This window comes from Rathayibacter sp. PhB1, assembly GCF_004362935.1.
Classification (GTDB): domain Bacteria; phylum Actinomycetota; class Actinomycetes; order Actinomycetales; family Microbacteriaceae; genus Rathayibacter; species Rathayibacter festucae.
In genome coordinates this window covers 100,829-116,805 of the sequence record NZ_SNYD01000004.1, presented here as the reverse complement: position 1 = coordinate 116,805, position 15,977 = coordinate 100,829, and the positions used below count along the sequence as shown (strand labels likewise).

The following is a 15,977-nucleotide window of genomic DNA, read 5'->3' as shown; positions in this document are numbered from 1 at the left end:
GTCGACCGACCGGACGCCGGCTCGCGGCGCGACGGGCGGCTCAGCGCACGGTCGTCGCCGCGGTGTCGGTGTTGCTGCGGACGGACGGGTCGGGGGTCCGCAGCGAGAACGTCGACGCCAGCGCCGTGCCCCTGCCCGCGGTGGTGGCCCTGACGGTGATCTTCTCGGTGGCGGATCGACCGTTCGCGAGGCTCGAGCGGGAGAAGATCACGAGGTTGCCGACCCGGGTGTACGTGCCCGTCGCGGAGACGAACTGCACGTTCGGCGGCAGGATCACCTTGATGAAGACCGACGAGGACGCGGCCGGTCCCGCGTTCGTCGCGACGACGGTGAGGGCGAACGTCCTCCCCTTCACCGCGGAGCTCGGCGCGGAGAGGTCCACGCGCAGGTCGGCCTTGCTGGTCACCCGCTGGGGCGAGACGGTCAGGGTGCTGCTCGCCGTCGCCGACCCCGCACTGCTCGTCGCCACCACCTCGAAGGTGAAGGTGCCGGCGGTCGTCGGCGTGCCGGAGAGGCGGCCCGAGGGAGCGAGAGCGAGACCCGGGGGCAGTGCGCCCGACTTCAGCGACACGGTCGGGGCGGGAGTGCCCGTGACGGTGTAGGTGAAGTCGTAGGCCGACCCGACGATCCCGGCGGCGACACCGCCGGAGACGGCCGGGGCGACCGCCGCCGGAGCCACGACGAGAACGCTGCTCACGGTCGCCGAGCCGGCACTGCTCGTCGCCGCCAGGGTGAACGGGAACGAGCCGGCGGTCGTCGGAGTCCCGGTGAGACGCCCCGCAGGGTCGAGGGCGAGGCCCGGCGGCAGTGCCCCGGACTGCAGCGTGACCGTCGGCGCAGGGGATCCGGTGACGGTGTAGGCGAATTCGTACGCCGCTCCGACCGTGCCCGCGCGGACCTGCCCGGAGAGGCCGGGCGCGGCCGTCGCGGCCGAGACGATGAGGGTGCTGCTCAGCAGCTGCCAGCCGTCGCTGTTCGTCGCCTGCACGGAGAACGAGTACGTGCCCGCGGTCGTCGGCGTGCCGGAGAGGCGGCCCGTGGCGCCGTCGAGGCTCAGACCCGGAGGCAGGGCGCCCGCCGCGAGCGTCACGGTGGGTGCCGGGCTGCCGGAGACGGAGTAGGTGAAGTCGTAGGCGGATCCGACGACGCCCGCGGGGACGTCGCCGGTGATGCCCGCCGCCGAGGTCCCCGGGACGACGGTGACCGTGCTGGCGACCTTCGCCGAACCGCCGCTGCTCGACGCGAGCACGACGAAGGAGGAGGTGCCCGCGCTCGTCGGCGTGCCCGAGAGGAGCCCGGTGCCGTCGAGGGTCAACCCGGGAGGGAGTGCGCCCGAGTCGAGCGACACGGCGGGCGTCGGAGTGCCGGCGACGGTGTAGCGGAAGTCGTAGGCGACATCGACCTTGCCGCCCGGGGCGTCGCCGGAGATGCTCGGCGCCGCGGGCTCCGGATCGATGACGACGGTGTCCGCGACCGCGGCCTCTCCGCTCGCGTTCGACACCCGCACGGTGAAGGGGTACGTGCCCGCGCTGGTCGGCGTGCCGGAGAGGCGTCCCGACGCGTCGAGCGCGAGGCCGGGAGGAAGGGTGCCGGCCTGCGCGGTCACGGTCGGCGCGGGAGTCCCGGCGACGGTGTAGGCGGCGGAGTAGGCGACTCCGACGGTCCCGTCGGGAGCGTCTCCCGACACGGTCGCGGCGGACGCGCCTTGGACGACGATGCTGTGCGCGGTGCCCTCGGTCGCACCGAAGGCGTTCCGGGCGGTCACGGTGAAGGTCGAGCGTCCGGCGGTCGTGGGGGTGCCGGCGAGGACACCGGCCGGGGTGAGGGAGAGCCCGTCGGGAAGAGCGCCGGACGTCACGGTGAACGTCGCGTAGCCGCTCGTGGCGAAGGTGTAAGAGAAGGGGCCGCCGATCAGAGCGCTCGACGGCGGCGCATCGGCGAGGAACGCCGGCAGAGCGCGGACCGTGACGGTGTGCTCCGAGCCGGTGGCGACGGCGGTGACTCCCGTGAGATCGCTCGGGACGGCCAGCTGCCCCCAGAAGCCCTGCCCCCAGTTCACGACCGAGCCGTCCCTCTTCAGCGCGACGTCGTGGTACCAGCCGGCGGAGATCGCGACGACGTCCTTCAGGCCCGCGGGCACGGCGTGGTCGGGCTCGTTCCCCCACGTGACGACGGTTCCGTCGCTCTTCAGCGCCATGCTGTGCAGGTAGCCCGCGGAGACGGCGACCACTCCGGTGAGGCCCGCCGGCGGCGTGCTCTGCCCTCGGGAGTCGTCGCCCCAGCCGACGACCGTGCCGTCGCTCTTCACGGCGAGGCTGTGCACCAGGCCGGTGGCGACGGCGGTGACGCCGGAGAGTCCCTGCGGCACGGTGGACTCGCCGAAGGTGTTCGCACCCCAGGCGACCACGGTGCCGTCGCCCCTGAGGGCGAGGCTGAAGGAGCTGCCCGCCGCGATGGCGGTGACGTCCGAGAGCCCCTGCGGCACCGTGGTCGCCTGGTAGCCGGGCGAGCCCCAGGCGACCACCGTGCCGTCGCGCTTCAGGGCGAGACTGTGGCCGGTGCCGGCCGCGACTGCGACGACACCGGAGAGCCCCTTCGGCACCGAGGCCGCACCGGAACCGTCGTCGGCGCCCCAGGCGACGACGGTGCCGTCGCGGCGCAGGCCGAGGGTCTGCCTGTCGCCGGCGTCGACGGCCACGATGTCCCGGGCATCGGCGGGGACGGCGCTCTGCCCGCCGGTGTCGCCGCCCCAGACCTGCACCCCCGCGGTCGGGGGAGCGGCGGCCGCCGGAGAGACCGCACCGAGGAGCGGTGCCGCGGTGCCGATCAGCAGACCGAGCGCTGCGACCAGTGCCACGAGGCGCCGCCTGGGCGGGTGCGCCGAGGCGAGGCCGGGATCCGCTGCGGGGGGAGGGGTGATCGGTGGGGCGGTCTCGCTGCGCATGGTGCACCTTCGGTCGGGCCGACCGTCGGTGGTCGCTCTCGAACCCTGGCAGCGGAGACCCCAGCGGGACCAGGCCCGGAAGCGGTCATGTCCGCTAGAGGGCACCTCGGAGTGAAGTGGGGGTCGCCGAGGGCGCCTCTCCCTCCGACGCCCGGCGACGCGCGGCGACGCTCGGCTGCGCCGGACGCCGACGCTACGCCTCGGGCGGTTGGTCGACGCCGCGGTCGGCGCTGCGCTTCTCCCGGCGGAGCTGCGCACCGCCGCCCGCGATCAGGGCGAGGGCGAGCGCGATGCTGCCCAGGCGCAGCGGCCAGGGCAGGTCCGGGAACAGGATCATCGGCAGGGCGGCGACGAACGTCGCCCCCACGAAGTACCAGACCGCGACGGGCGCGGCGGGATTCTCGTTCGACGCCATCCCTCCACGGTAGCCGCGGGGCTCGGCGCGAGCCTCCCCCTCAGGTCGCAGATCCCTCCACTCCAGCGGTGGTCTCCGGACGGGGCCGTCGAGCACCGCGTCGTCGAATCCGGCGTCCCGTCCCAGGATGGTCGACCGGGTGGTCGGAGCCCGGTCAGGACTGCGGGTAGGGCGCGGACTCCTGCTCCGTGTAGTGGATGTCGAAGGCCTTGTTGGTGATGAAGAGGAAGGTGGTGTCGGACTCCGCTGCGCCGTGCTCCATCCAGCCGCCCTCGGGGAACCAGACCCAGCTGCCGGGGCCGAAGTCGCCCTGGTGGGTCCGCAGCACGCCGTCGAGGACGTACATCCCGTGCGCCGCGGAGTGGGTGTGCCAGCGGTTCGTGAAGCCCGCCGGGTAGCGGATGAGCTGCACGGTCATGCCGGTGTCGGGGTCGGAGAGCAGGGGCTTCACGGGGAGCCGGGCGTCGATCTGCTCGACGTGCAGCTCCTGCCAGGGCAGGGTGCTCGCATCGATGGCGAGGACGTCGACGATGTTGCTCAGGCCTGCGGGGCGCTCGGTCATGTCAGGACTCTCTCTCGGTGGTGCACAGTGACGCTCGGTCATCCGCACGGTAGCCGCGGAGCTGTTTCCAGGTGGTTTCGGGCGGATGACGTTCTCGCGGAGGACGCCGAGGCCGGGGATCGAGTCGGCCTCGGCGGCGTTCCACTCAAGACGACTCGTGCGCCGATCCTCTTCGCGGAGGCCCCGCGCCGGAACCGCCTCAGAGCGCCTCGAGCAGCTCGACCGCTCGCTGCACGCCGTGCTCGCTCCGGATGAGGCGGCCCGCCTCCGCGGCCCGCTTTCCGGGCGGCGGTCCGGGCTGCGTGCAGGAAGGGACTGCGCTCCAGCGCGCTGAGGCCGATCAGCACGGCGAGGGCCTCGTCGAGTGTGAATCCCGCGGGGCCGAGGGTCGCGGACGCGTCGATGACGTAGCCGCCCGTCCGGCCCGGCTCCGCCCAGATCGGCAGTCCGGACTGCTGCAGTGCGGACAGGTCCCGCTCGATGGTCCGCACGGACACCTCGAACCGCTCGGCGAGGCGACGTGCGCTCCGCGGCCGGGGCGAGACCGCTCGCAGCTCCTCGACGAGCCCGTAGAGACGATCGGTGCGGTTCACCTGACCATCATCCGCCCCGCCCCGCCGGTGTCGCACAGCGGAGTGGAGAGGGTCCGGGATGAGGAGTCGACGCTCTCGACCGGGGGAAGCCGGGCGCGGCGGCGCTCGGCTTCTCCGGAGGCCGGCGCTACGCCTCGGGCGGCTGGTCCCCGCGACGGGCGGCGTCGCGCTTCTCGCGGCGCAGCTGCGCACCGCCGCCCGCGATCAGGGCGAGCGCGAGCGCGATGCTGCCCAGGCGCAGCGGCCAGGGCAGGTCCGGGAGCAGGATCATCGGCAGGGCGGCGACGAACGTCGCTCCCACGAAGTACCAGACCGCGACTGGCGCGGCGGGATTCTCGTTCGACGCCATCCCTTCACGGTAGCCGCGGGGCTCGGCGCGAGCCTCCCCCTGAGGTCGCAGTCCCCGCGGAGGACGGGCGCGCGCTGCGGGACGCGGCCCGACCCGGCGGACGGGCGGCGCGCGAACCGCTCAGCGCCCCGCCCGCTCGCCGCTCACGGTCGTCCCTCCAGGAGGCGGGTCGTCCACCGGGCCAGCGCGGTGACGGCGGCGCGGGACAGCTCGGCGCCGCGCATCATGCTGGTGAAGCCGTGGAACGCTCCGGGCCAGACGTGGAGCTCCGCCTGGACTCCGGCTTCCCAGAGGCGGCTCGCGTAGGCGACCGTCTCGTCCCGGAAAACCTCGGCGCTGCCGCAGTCGAGGTAGGCCTGGGGGAGTCCGGACAGATCGCCGGCTCGTGCAGGCGCGGCGTAGACGGAGACGTCCTCGCCGCCGCGCCGGGCGCCGAGGTAGGCGTCCCAGCCGAACCGGGTCATGGCTCGGTCGGCGACGCCGATCCCGTCGATCTGCCTCGTCGAGACGGTCGAATCGCTGTCGTCGAGCATCGGGGAGATCAGGATCTGGGCCAGGATCGACGGTCCCCGGCGGTCGCGCGCGAGCAGGGCGGTGCCCGCGGCGAGTCCGCCACCGGCGCTCTGGCCGACCAGGACGATGCGGTCGGGGTCGACGCCCAGTGCGTCGGCGTGCTCGGCGGTCCAGACGAGACCGGCGTAGCAGTCCTCCACGGGGTAGGGATCGGGGTGCTCGGGGGCGAGGCGGTAGTCGACGGTGACGAGGACGACGTCCTGGGTGAGCAGCCAGTCGTCATAGGAGTCGAGGTTCCCGAGGTAGTGGCCGAACATCATGCCGCCGCCGTGAATGGTGAAGAAGCAGGGGGCGGTGCCGGAGCGACCGGCGCGCTGGAGGATGCCGAGGTCGATCGGATCACCGTCGTGCCCGGGGACGGTGACAGTGCGCCGTTCGAGGCCGCGGGCGCGCAGTGCGTCGTCGAGCTCGTGCTCCGTCGTCTCCAGCTCGCGCATGCGCGGGAGCATCGCCGTGGTCAGGGTGAAGGGTCCGCGCTCCTGCAGCCGGTCGAGGAAGGTCGCGAGCTCGGGGTCGAAGGGCGGCGGCGTGAGGGTGTCGGACATCGGTGGTCTCCTGGGTCGAGGTGGTGCGGGAACGGAGGGCGCCGGCGGCGACGAGCACCGCGGCGGCGAGAGAGAGGGCCAGGGCGGCGACGGTGATCGCGTCCTGGAAGCGGAGGAGGTCGGGCGGCGCGCTGACGGATCGCGAAGCCGGTCCCCGCGAGGACGGCGGCCGCCGGTCGCGGCCGAGGAGGCGCCGGTCACCCGCTGCCGGCCCGCAGTCGACGCGTGCAGGTCGCGGCCGAGGGTGGGCAGGGCGACGGTGAGGATCGGGCTGTCGAGCATCCCGAGCAGGGACGCCGCCGACAGGCCGGTGAGGGCGATCCGCTCCTCGCGCAGGCGGCGTGGGGCCGTGCTTCGCGGGGCGGATCGGGGGCGTCGGGCACCATGGGCGCACTCCTTCACGGGGAAGAAGTGGCGGATCACTCGATGCCGCGTGTGCGCATAGACCGCGGACGAGCGCGGACTGATTTTTACCTCAGATGAGGAGAGAGTACACCCGGGCGGAGGCCCGGCGATCGGAACCCGGCGTCGAGCAGGGCGGCTCCGGCGTCGAGTGAGCGGTCAGGCCCCGGGCTCGGAGGAGCGGTTCAGCTGCGCGGCGATCGGCACGGTGCCGGCGACGACGACGTCGCCGGTGTGTGCGGTGGTGACGGTCTCGATCAGCACGATCTCGACCTCCTCCTCGGCCACGGGATTGTGCCGCACGCCGCGCGGGACGACGAAGAACTCCCCGGGAGCGAGATGCACGTCGGGGCGGTCCTCGAGTCGGATGCGGAGCCGGCCCGAGACGACCAGGAACATCTCGTCCTCCTCGTCGTGCGAGTGCCAGACGAGCTCGCCGAGGAGCCTCGCCACCTTCACGTACTGGTCGTTCACCCGCCCGACGACCCGGGGCGTCCAGTGCGACGACACCTGGGCGAGCTCGGAGGAGATGCTGACGCTGTCCTGATCCACGCGTCCAGTCTTCCGGGCGGACCCGCGCCGTCGTCTTCACTCAGGTCACCGAGAATCGCCCTCGGTCTTGTCGCCGTCCACGAGCCGATCCTCCGGGCGGTCCTCGACTGGGGGGGCCTCGTCTCAGAGGGCTTCGAGCACGTCCAGCGCCCGCTGGACCCCGTGCTCGCTCCGCAGGAGACGGCCCACCTCGGCGACCCGCTCCCGCCGCGACAGGGCGTCGCTCATCGCGGGCACGAGGGTGCCGGCCGACAGGCGGCGCAGCGGGACCGGGGCGGCGGCGAGGCCCTGCCGGTGCAGCTGGGCGGCCCAGAACGGCTGGTCGGCGGTGACGGGCACGACGACGGCGGGCACGCCGGCCCGGGCGACGGCGTGCGAGGTGCCGGCCCCGCCGTGGTGCACGGCGAGCGCGGCGCCCGGCAGGACCGCGTCGAACGGCGCCGACCGCACCGCCAGCACGTCGGGACCGCGGCACTCCTCAGGCAGCGTGAGTCCGCCCCACCCGGTGACGAGCAGCACCCGCAGGCCGTGGGCGCGGGCGGCGGTGACGATCGCGTCGCCGCGAAGCGAGGCGTCTCCGGTCGCCATCGAGCCGAACGACGCGACGAGGAAGGGTCCGCCGGCCAGGAACTCGGCGACCGCGGCGTCGGGGGACGCGGCCGACTCCACGAACCACGCCCCCGTCTGGTGCACCCGCTCCGGCCAGTCGTCGGGGCGCGGCAGCAGCGCTGGGCTCACCGCCATGAGCGTCGCGCGCGACGGCGACCGCCGGTCCGGACGTCGCCCGCCCGGCAGCTCGGCGGCGGCGCGCGTCACGTCGGCCTCGAAGAGCCGGGCGGCGCTGCGCGGCACGGCGTAGGTGTGCCGGTTGCAGGCGCCGAGATCGCGGGTGGCGGTCGGCCCTCCGGCGGCGGGGAACCGCTCGCTCGGCGTGGCGACCGGAGCGAACTCCACCAGCACCCGGGGCACGCCGAGCGCGTCCGCCGCCATCGGCGCGCTGAGGATCAGCGGGTGGTGGACCACCACATCGGGCTCGAAGGCGAGGGTCTCCCGCACCGCGGTGGCGAGCATCCGCCGCATCGCGGGCCGCACCTCCCGGCGCAGATGGTGCGCGAGCGCCCACGGGGTGCGGCCGGCGGGGGAGAGCACCCGCCGAGCGTCCAGACCGAGGGCCACGGTGTCCACGCCCTCGGGGGCGTCGGCGTCGTCGGGCAGGGCCAGCAGGACCTCGTGACCGCGGGCGACGGCGTGCCGTGCGAGAGCCGCGAAGGGCTCCACATCGCCCCGGGTGCCGGCGGTGGCGAGCATCATACGCATCCCCCCAGTGTGGCCCGCAAGTCATCACCCCGCGTCGAGGGGCCGGGTAGCCTCGGGCGAGTGACTGATGGCAGCGAGCGGACGGCGAGCACCGCACCGCTCGCGATCGGCGCGGTCGTGCGCCGCCTCATGCACATCTCGCGCCCGGTGCTCTGGATCAACACCATCGGCTCCGGCCTCGTCGCCGTGTGGCTCACCGGCGCGCTGTTCGACCTGCGCGCCCTGCCGATCATCCTGTGGCTCACCCTGCCGTTCAATCTGCTGATCTACGGCGTCAACGACGTCTACGACCAGGACACGGACGCGTCCAACCCCCGCAAGGGCTCGATCGAGGGCGCCAGGATCCGGCAGTCCGAGGTGCGGCTGATCGCCTGGGCCGTGGCGGCGACCAACGTCCCGTTCCTGGTCTACTTCCTCCTCGCGCTGCCGCCGCTCGCGAACGCCGCGCTCCTGCTGTACGCCGGCGTCTTCGTCTTCTACTCCGCGCCGCCGCTGCGCTTCAAGGCGCGGCCCTTCCTCGACTCGCTGAGCAACGCGGCCTACGCGTTGCCACTGGTCATCGTGCCCGCCGCCTTCGAGGTGTCGCCGGTCTGGCCGGCCGCCCTCGGGCTGATGGCCTGGAGTGTGGCCAAGCACGCCTTCGACGCGGTGCAGGACATCGTGGAGGACCGCGACGCGGGCATCACCACCACCGCGGTGCGGCTCGGGGCGCGCGGGACGGCCCTGTGGAGCGGGGCCTGGTGGATCGTCTCCACGGTGCTGTTCGCCCTGGTGAGCCTGCCTGTCGCCGCGGTCAACCTCCTGATCGCCGGCGTCCTCGTCGTGCGCCTGCTGCGCGACCCGACGCCGGAGACCGGTCACCGGCTCTACCGCCTGTCGGTCGCCTTCCCGTACATCGCGGGCTCCTTCACCGGGGTCCTGCTGCTGGTCTCGATCGTGCTGGGAGGCTCCGCATGAGCCGCGTCGTCGTCGTCGGCGGCGGGATCGGCGGGCTCACCGCGGCCGCGCTGCTCGCGCGCGCCGGCCACCGGGTCACCCTCCTCGAGGCCTCCGCCGAGCTCGGTGGCAAGAGCCGCCGCCTCCAGCTGGGCGAGGACCGCATCGACACCGGGCCGTCCCTGGTGACGTTCCCGGCGGTGTGGGACCAGCTGCTGCGGCGCCTCGGTGACGGCGAGCGCGCCCCCGAGCGCGTCCGGGACGCCGGGCGGCTCGACCTGGTGCGGATGCCCGAGGTGGGCCGCTACTACTACGACGGCGAGGAGACCTCGCTGCCGGTCGCGCCGGACCACCCCTGGTACCCGGCCTGGCGGCGCTTCTCCGAGCTGCACGCGCCCCTCGCCGACGACGTGACCGAGCTGCTGCTCGCCGACCCGCTCGACCGAGCCGCGCTCCCGGCACTGCGCCGGCTGCTGGCCGTCTACGGCTCGCGGCTCACCACGCGCGCCTACCTCGACGGCCTGCCCTGGCTGCCGGAGGGGCTGCGCGAGATCATCGCGATCCACACCCTCAACGCGGGCGTCTCGCCCGCGCGCACCCCCGCCCTCTACGCGAGCATGCCGGCGATCATGGCCGAGACCGGGGCCTGGGTGCCCCGCGGCGGCGTGTACGAGATCGTGCTGGCGCTGGGCCGGCTGGCCGAGGCGGCCGGCGTCGAGGTGCGCACCGGCGAGGCGGTCGTCCGCATCGAGCGCGGGTCGGTCACCACGGACGCCGGGCGCTATCCGGCCGACCTCGTCGTCAGCGCTCTGGACGCCGACCGGCTCGAGGCGCTGACGGGTCCGTCGCGGATCCCGGCGCTGCCCCGCCTTCGCCCCCGCACCCTCTCCTGCTCGGCGATCGCGCTCTACGGCGTGCTGCGGGAGGAGCTGCCGGCGAGCATCGCGACGCACAGCGTGGTGCTGCCGACCCGGCCCGCCGCGCTCCATCGCAGCCTCGAGGCGGGCGACGAGCCGGCGGACACCATGGTGTTCGTCAACCAGTACCGCGCGGGCGAGGTGTACCCGAATCCGCACAGCACCCTCGGCGTGCTGCTGACCGCGCCCGCCGACGGCGGCCGGTACACCGCCGAGCACCCCTTCGTGCGGCGCGAGGTCGAGCGCGTCTCCCGGGCGATGGGGCTCGACGGGCTCCTCACCGATCTCCTCGACGAGCGGACGGTGCTCGATCCGCAGTACTACGGCGAGGGCGGCGAACCGCACGGCGCGCTCTACGGCGCGGCGCGGCCCTCCTGGCAGAGCGGGCCCTTCCACCGGCCCGCGTATCACGACCGCCTGCGGCCGTGGCTGTGGCGGGTCGGAGCGTCGGTGCACCCCGGCGGCGGGATCCCCGCGGTGGTGGGCGGCGCGATGATCGCGGTGACCCGGCTGCTGAAGTCGAACCCGGCCTAGCCGGCGCCCTCCGCCTGCTGGTCGAGCAGCGCCGGAGGGACGTGTCGAGACCCGCCGCCCCATGCTGGTCGAGTAGCGCCGCAGGCGCGTATCGAGAACCGCCGTCGCCGGATGTGTCGGTGATGGTGGATCTCGATACGCCCGCTGCGCGGGCTACTCGATCAGCATGGGGTGCGCTGCAGGCGGCATGTGGCTCCGCGCCTTCCATGCTGGTCGAGTAGCGCCGCAGGCGCGTATCGAGACCTGCTGTCGCCGGATGTGTCGGTGATGGTGGATCTCGATACGCCCGCTGCGCGGGCTACTCGATCAGCATGGGTGCGCTGCAGGCGGCTGCGCGCCCTGCATGCTGGTCGAGTAGCGCCGCAGGCGCGTATCGAGACCCGCCGGCAGCCGCGCGCCGGCGCCGGTGCGTCAGGCGGGCGTGAGCCGGAGGGGCGGTCGGGGCTGGATCGGCGTCGTCCCCGGTGCCGTCGGGGAGATCCACTGCACGACCGGGCTGGTCGCGGTCGAGCCCGGGCCGAACGTGAAGGCGAAGTCGGCCGCGCCGGCGACGGTCGGACCGGTGAGGTAGGCGAACGCGGCGCTGTCCTCGTCGACGACGGTCCAGCCCGCGGGCAGGGCGATCGTCGACGCGTCGAAGAACTCGGCGGGGATCAGCAGGAGCCCGGGGTAGCCGATGGCGTAGCAGTCGGCGGGCACCAGCAGCCGGAGCGTCGACGTCCCGCCGAAGACGGCGGGGTTCGTCAGCCACTCGAGCACGGGGAAGCCCCGCGGCCCGACCTCGATGGTCGACGAGACGGAGCCGGTGACCTCGCTCTCGGTCCAGGTGGCCGTGGTCGTCCAGTTGCCGGACAGCTCGCCCCACTCGACGTTGAAGCCCTTCGTCCCCGCGCTCACGCCGTCGGGGGCGAGGATCGTGATCGTCCGGCCGTTGTCGTTGATCACCGTCCACCCCGTCGGTGCGACGACCGACCTCGCCGGGGAGAAGGCGTACTCCTCGAGGACGGTCAGGGTGAGAGTTCCGGTCCCGCGGACCACCGGCGTCCCGCGCGGGGGCGACTCCAGGGTGAGGAACAGGAGGGACGACTCCGTCTGGACGCCCCTCGGGCCGTCCCAGGACAGGCGGGCGGTGAGCCCCGCGGTGCTGGCCGCCGCCATCGGCGCGGCGGTTGCAACCGCGACGACCGGGGTCGACCAGACGGCCCCGAGCACGGTGCGCCTCGCGACGTCGGAGGGGCGGGGGTCGCGGACGCCGTGGGTGCTCATCGGGGCGAGTGTCGCAGTGGGGGAGTGCCCGCGGCAAGATCCTCTAGCGGACATGTCCGCTTGCGGACAGAAGTGCCGGGCGAGCGACCCGTGCCGCGGACCCGGCGACTCGTCGATCCGACCGGCGTGCCCCGCCGTCCGCCCGCCGACGCCTCACTCGGGTGCGGGGATGGTCCGGCGGAAGGTGATCACCTCGGAAGCGACCTCCCGCAGGTCGAGGGTCAGCGCACGGGCCTCGTCGCGCAGAGCGGCGAACGCCGCGTCCGCGCTCAGGCGTAGGCTCACGCTGAGGAAGCCGACCGCCTGCAGGACCGGCACGTCGTCGTCGCCCACCTCCTCGAGCGCGCCGACCCAGGACAGGAAGGGGCCCGGCTCCTCGCCCTGCTCAGTCACGGCGGTCTCCGTCGCCGGCCGGGAAGGAGCTCCGGAGGGCGTTGCTCAGCTGCTGCACCGTTCCATGGTCGGCGATGCGACGCCCGGGCGGGGACGGGGTTGCCGGGACCGGCGAGCAGGAGGTAGCCGACCGCGGCTCGTCCTGCGGTGCGAGGCGCTCCGCGCGGCTGCGCGAGCCGGGCCGGCTCCGCACTGCGGCGCCCGTCGGTCACGCCGGAGTGCGCGCAGCCGACGGGAACCCGCGCAGAGGCGGCGCCGCCAGGACAGTGAGCCCCCTCCTCACGGCCTCCGATTCGGATCCGGAACCCCGTGTGTCTGCAACCTGGACCTCGCGAGTCGCTCTGGGAAGCGCTCGGCGGAGCCAGGAGGGGGATGTCGCACCGATATCGACGAAGCGTGAGGATTCCGGCCCGTTCGGGCGTAGCCTCCGTTCCGACCCATCCGGACCCCTTTCGCGTGGCCACGGCATCCATTCCGGATGCACCCGACGTCAGGATCCCCATGGGACGACTCGTCTACGACTCGCGGCTCGACGTGGACTTCGAGGACCGCCTCCTCGGTCACCTCCAGGTCGTCATCGGCACCAAGCTCGGCCGAGGCGAGAGCTTCTACCTCTCCTGGAAGGATCTGCCGGCCGTGGGCAGCGGTCGCACTTCGATCTGGCTGCATCCCGCGAGCGCGCTCCGGTTCCGCTACGCCAGTGCCGATCGCGTCGTCCTCAACCAGGCCTGGGTGCGGCGCTGGATCGCGGACTCCTACGCCCCGGGCGGGCTGCGCCTCACCGACGAGCCGGAGCCCGAGGGGGACCGCCCGCCGAGGACGGTGACTCCGGCGCCGTCCCCGCGGGCACCGCGGCTCTGAGGTCGTCCCGAGGACCGTCAGTCGCGGGACCCGAGGGCGGACTCGGGTGTGCTGCCGTCCCAGGCTGCGAGCAGGCGCAGGCGGTCCGCGCTGTCGCCGTGCTCGTCGGGGTAGTAGATCACCAGGACGAGCCCGTCGACCGGCAGCTTCTCGCGGTGCAGGTCGAGGGGACCGACCCGGGGGTGGTCGATCGTCGCGGTGCCGCCGCGGAGCGGGCGGACGTCGTGCCGGGCCCAGAGGGTGCGGAAACGGGCGCTGGCGAGGGACAGCTCGCCGACGAGCTCGACCGCGCGGGGGTCGCTCGCGTCCTGGCCTAGGGTCTGCCGGGCCACGCCGACGAACGACTCGACCGCCGTCTCCCAGTCGCGGTGGAAGAGGCGCTCCTCGGGATCGAGCAGCAGCGACCGCAGGCGGTTGTGGCCGGGGGCGAGTCGCGGTGAGAGCGACACGGCCGCCCGGTTCGAGGCGAGGACGTCGAAGTAGCGGCCCTCGACGAACGCGGGGACCTCGAGTGCGGCGAGGAGGTGGTGCAGCCGCGCGGGGACCTGCTCCGCCGGCCGCGCGCGCCGCCGCACGCGGGGCTTCGGCGCGGCGAGGTCGTGCAGCCAGGCGGCCTCGACGTCGTCCAGCTGCAGGACGCGGGCGATGGCTTCGAGCACCTGCGCGGAGGGGTTGTCGTCGCGGCCGCGCTCGAGGCGGACGTAGTAGTCGGCGCTGATGCCGGCGAGGAGGGCGACCTCCTCCCGGCGGAGGCCCGGCACCCGCCGCCGCGTCCCCGTCGGCAGGCCCACCCGCTCGGGAGCGACGAGCGCGCGCCGGGCCTGCAGGTACTCGCCGAGCGCGTTCGCCGGTGCGTCGACATCCATGGGGCCGACGATACCCACCCGGTCGCGCGCGGAGAGAGGCCCTGCCACTCCCCGGATCCGCCGGGACCTGGCTGCCCGCGTCGGCGGCGGCGACCATCGAGCCAGCCGTTCACCGCGGACCCGTTCCCCCAGGAGGAGACACCATGGACATCACCGACCGCACCGTCCTCGTCATCGGCGGCACCTCGGGCATCGGCCTCGGTCTCGCCCGTCGCTTCGCCGCCGCCGGCAGCACCGTCGTCGTCGGTGGTCGCGACACCGACCGGGTCGAGGACCTCGAGACCGTCCGGATCGACGTCACCGACGCCGACTCCGTGAGCCGGGCCAGGGACGAGGTGCTGGCGGCGCATCCCGGCCTCGACACGGTCGTCACCATGTCCGGGGTCCTGCTCCAGGAGGACCTCCGCGACCCCGCCCACTTCGCCACCGCGGAGCGGACCGTCGCCGTCAATCTGCTCGGCACGATCCGCGCCGTCGACGCCTTCACCCCGCACCTCCTCGGCCGGGGCGGCGGCGACATCGTCACGGTGTCCTCGGGGATCGCCTTCCTGCCGTTCCCGCTGATGCCCAGCTACGGCGCGTCGAAGGCGGGCGTCCACGCGTACACCGAGTCGCTGCGGGCGCAGCTGGCCGGCACGGGCGTCCGGGTGACCGAGCTCGTCCCGCCGGCCGTCGCGACCGCAGGCCAGGAGGCCGTCAATCCGGCGGCCCTGCCTCTCGACGCCTACCTCGACGAGGTCCTCGAGCTGCTGACCCAGGAGCCGACCCCGGACGAGATCATCGTCCGGGCCGCGCAGCGACTGCGCTGGGCCGAGCGGGACGGCACCTACGCCGAGCTCCTCGCCGCGCGCTCCCGGTCGCTCGACATCCTGCCGGGGCGCTGAGCCGGCGCCGGGAGGCCGGGAGAAGGCACGGCGGAGATCCCGGGGGAGGCGCGAGCGGCGCGGCAGTCCTATCGTGATCGAGGAGGTCGTCATGGTTCGCTCGGCAAGCAGGAAGACCCGTCCGTTCACGCCCCGTCTCCTCGTGCTCTCCGTCGCGGTGATCGGCGGACTCGCCGGCGTGACGGGCTGCTCGACGGGGGCGGCTCAGGAGACGCCGGCGTCGACGGCGCCCTCGGCGTCCGCGTCGACGGCCGCGTCCGGCGCGACCGCCGCACCGGTGAGCCCTTCCGCGTCGGCACCGTCGTTGGCACCGCCTGCGTCGTCGGCCGGCTGCACCCCGAACGACACTCCCGTCCCGGCCGGCGTCGCGACGGCGGAGATCGGCGACGTCGACGGCGACGGCCGGGCGGACCAGGCGTTCTACGACGAGGACGGCGGCTTCGACTACGGCATCCGCACCGCCTCGGGCGCGACCTTCCTGCAGCAGGACACGCTGGCGGGCCCGGCGACGCACCGCGGCTGGACGGTCGCGGTGAGCCCGACCCTCGCGGCGACCGTCCTCAGCGACGGCAGGACCGCCGCGCTCTTCGCCTTCACCGACTGCGCGTTCGTGACGCCGCTCGGCGTCGACGGGCAGCCCTACCGGTTCGTGCTCGCCGGCTTCGGCGACGCCGGCACGGGCGTCACCTGCGGCGCGGCCGACGCCGACGGCCACCACTCGATCTCCGGCGTCCTCGCCGCGCGAGACGCCCACGGGCGCTACAGCATCACCTCGACGCAGGTGGAGCTCTCGGCTGACGGGCGCACCGCGACCAACGGCGCCGTCACGAGCGGCGGCGACGACCTCGCGCAGGACGACCCCGCGGTCGTCGCCGCGATGACGGCGACCTGCGACGGCGTGGCGAGCGTCCAGATCAGCGGGGAGTGACCGCCCGGAGCGCTGTCCGGTCCGAGCGCCTCCGCATGGTCCTCGGACGGGAGGAGGACGCCGTCCCGAAGCAGGAGCCGGGCGCCCTCGACGGCCGGGGGAGCGTCGATCGCCGGCCCCGCCCGCAGGAGCGTCCGATC

General features: G+C 74.1%; 16 protein-coding genes. 5 read left to right on the top strand and 11 right to left on the bottom strand.

Annotated elements, in window-relative coordinates; genetic code table 11:
• Positions 1-40: 40 nt before the first annotated feature.
• The 8 genes from EDF17_RS10965 to EDF17_RS10930 form a co-directional block, all read right to left on the bottom strand.
• Positions 41-2,857 carry a putative Ig domain-containing protein gene (locus EDF17_RS10965; protein ID WP_133672010.1) on the bottom strand — a complete coding sequence of 939 codons (2,817 nt, stop codon included), beginning with the start codon at positions 2,855-2,857 and terminating at the stop codon, positions 41-43.
• A 280-nt stretch (positions 2,858-3,137) separates the two neighbouring features.
• Positions 3,138-3,359 (bottom strand): hypothetical protein, encoded by a 222-nt coding sequence (locus tag EDF17_RS10960; protein WP_123446409.1) that lies wholly within the window; start codon positions 3,357-3,359, stop codon positions 3,138-3,140.
• A 154-nt stretch (positions 3,360-3,513) separates the two neighbouring features.
• Complete coding sequence (locus tag EDF17_RS10955; protein ID WP_123446410.1) at positions 3,514-3,921, bottom strand: cupin domain-containing protein; 408 nt, start codon at positions 3,919-3,921, stop codon at positions 3,514-3,516.
• Between the two features lie 38 nt (positions 3,922-3,959).
• Positions 3,960-4,514: an HTH domain-containing protein gene (locus EDF17_RS20280; protein ID WP_243732887.1), complete on the bottom strand. Its 555-nt coding sequence runs from the start codon at positions 4,512-4,514 to the stop codon at positions 3,960-3,962.
• 127 nt (positions 4,515-4,641) lie between these two features.
• The gene (locus EDF17_RS10945; protein ID WP_123446411.1) at positions 4,642-4,863 is read right to left on the bottom strand and encodes a hypothetical protein; all 222 of its coding nucleotides are present in this window, start codon (positions 4,861-4,863) and stop codon (positions 4,642-4,644) included.
• Between the two features lie 143 nt (positions 4,864-5,006).
• Positions 5,007-5,981, bottom strand: coding sequence for an alpha/beta hydrolase (locus EDF17_RS10940; protein ID WP_123446412.1), 975 nt, complete (start codon positions 5,979-5,981; stop codon positions 5,007-5,009).
• 561 nt (positions 5,982-6,542) lie between these two features.
• The gene (locus tag EDF17_RS10935) at positions 6,543-6,935 is read right to left on the bottom strand and encodes a cupin domain-containing protein (protein ID WP_243586970.1); all 393 of its coding nucleotides are present in this window, start codon (positions 6,933-6,935) and stop codon (positions 6,543-6,545) included.
• A 123-nt stretch (positions 6,936-7,058) separates the two neighbouring features.
• A complete protein-coding gene (locus EDF17_RS10930) occupies positions 7,059-8,252 on the bottom strand; it encodes a glycosyltransferase (protein ID WP_123446413.1) in 1,194 nt (397 codons plus the stop codon).
• A 60-nt stretch (positions 8,253-8,312) separates the two neighbouring features.
• Here EDF17_RS10930 and EDF17_RS10925 point away from each other — a divergent pair, with 60 nt between their 5' ends.
• Both EDF17_RS10925 and EDF17_RS10920 read left to right on the top strand, forming a co-directional pair.
• Complete coding sequence (locus tag EDF17_RS10925) at positions 8,313-9,209, top strand: UbiA family prenyltransferase (protein ID WP_123446414.1); 897 nt, start codon at positions 8,313-8,315, stop codon at positions 9,207-9,209.
• On the top strand, positions 9,206-10,639 hold the full coding sequence (locus tag EDF17_RS10920; RefSeq protein WP_123446415.1) for an FAD-dependent oxidoreductase: 1,434 nt from the start codon (positions 9,206-9,208) through the stop codon (positions 10,637-10,639). The genes EDF17_RS10925 and EDF17_RS10920 overlap by 4 nt, the downstream gene beginning before the upstream one ends.
• Positions 10,640-11,050: 411 nt before the next feature.
• On the opposite strand, the gene EDF17_RS10915 is transcribed toward EDF17_RS10920, so the two are convergent.
• Together EDF17_RS10915 and EDF17_RS10910 are read right to left on the bottom strand one after the other, a co-directional pair.
• Positions 11,051-11,905, bottom strand: a complete 855-nt coding sequence (locus EDF17_RS10915; protein ID WP_123446416.1) for a hypothetical protein — start codon at positions 11,903-11,905, stop codon at positions 11,051-11,053.
• A 153-nt stretch (positions 11,906-12,058) separates the two neighbouring features.
• On the bottom strand, positions 12,059-12,298 hold the full coding sequence (locus EDF17_RS10910) for an ANTAR domain-containing protein (RefSeq protein ID WP_123446417.1): 240 nt from the start codon (positions 12,296-12,298) through the stop codon (positions 12,059-12,061).
• 501 nt (positions 12,299-12,799) lie between these two features.
• Here EDF17_RS10910 and EDF17_RS10905 point away from each other — a divergent pair.
• Entirely contained in the window at positions 12,800-13,159 is a 360-nt protein-coding gene (locus tag EDF17_RS10905) for an ATP-dependent DNA ligase (protein WP_123446418.1), read from the top strand.
• Positions 13,160-13,176: 17 nt separating this feature from the next.
• Here EDF17_RS10905 and EDF17_RS10900 read toward each other — a convergent pair whose 3' ends face one another.
• Positions 13,177-14,025 (bottom strand): helix-turn-helix transcriptional regulator, encoded by an 849-nt coding sequence (locus tag EDF17_RS10900; RefSeq protein ID WP_123446419.1) that lies wholly within the window; start codon positions 14,023-14,025, stop codon positions 13,177-13,179.
• A 143-nt stretch (positions 14,026-14,168) separates the two neighbouring features.
• Between EDF17_RS10900 and EDF17_RS10895 the strand changes: the two genes are divergently transcribed.
• Positions 14,169-14,909, top strand: a complete 741-nt coding sequence (locus EDF17_RS10895; RefSeq protein ID WP_123446420.1) for an SDR family NAD(P)-dependent oxidoreductase — start codon at positions 14,169-14,171, stop codon at positions 14,907-14,909.
• A gap of 91 nt (positions 14,910-15,000) precedes the next feature.
• Positions 15,001-15,837: a hypothetical protein gene (locus EDF17_RS10890; RefSeq protein ID WP_133672008.1), complete on the top strand. Its 837-nt coding sequence runs from the start codon at positions 15,001-15,003 to the stop codon at positions 15,835-15,837.
• The last annotated feature ends 140 nt before the right edge of the window (positions 15,838-15,977 follow it).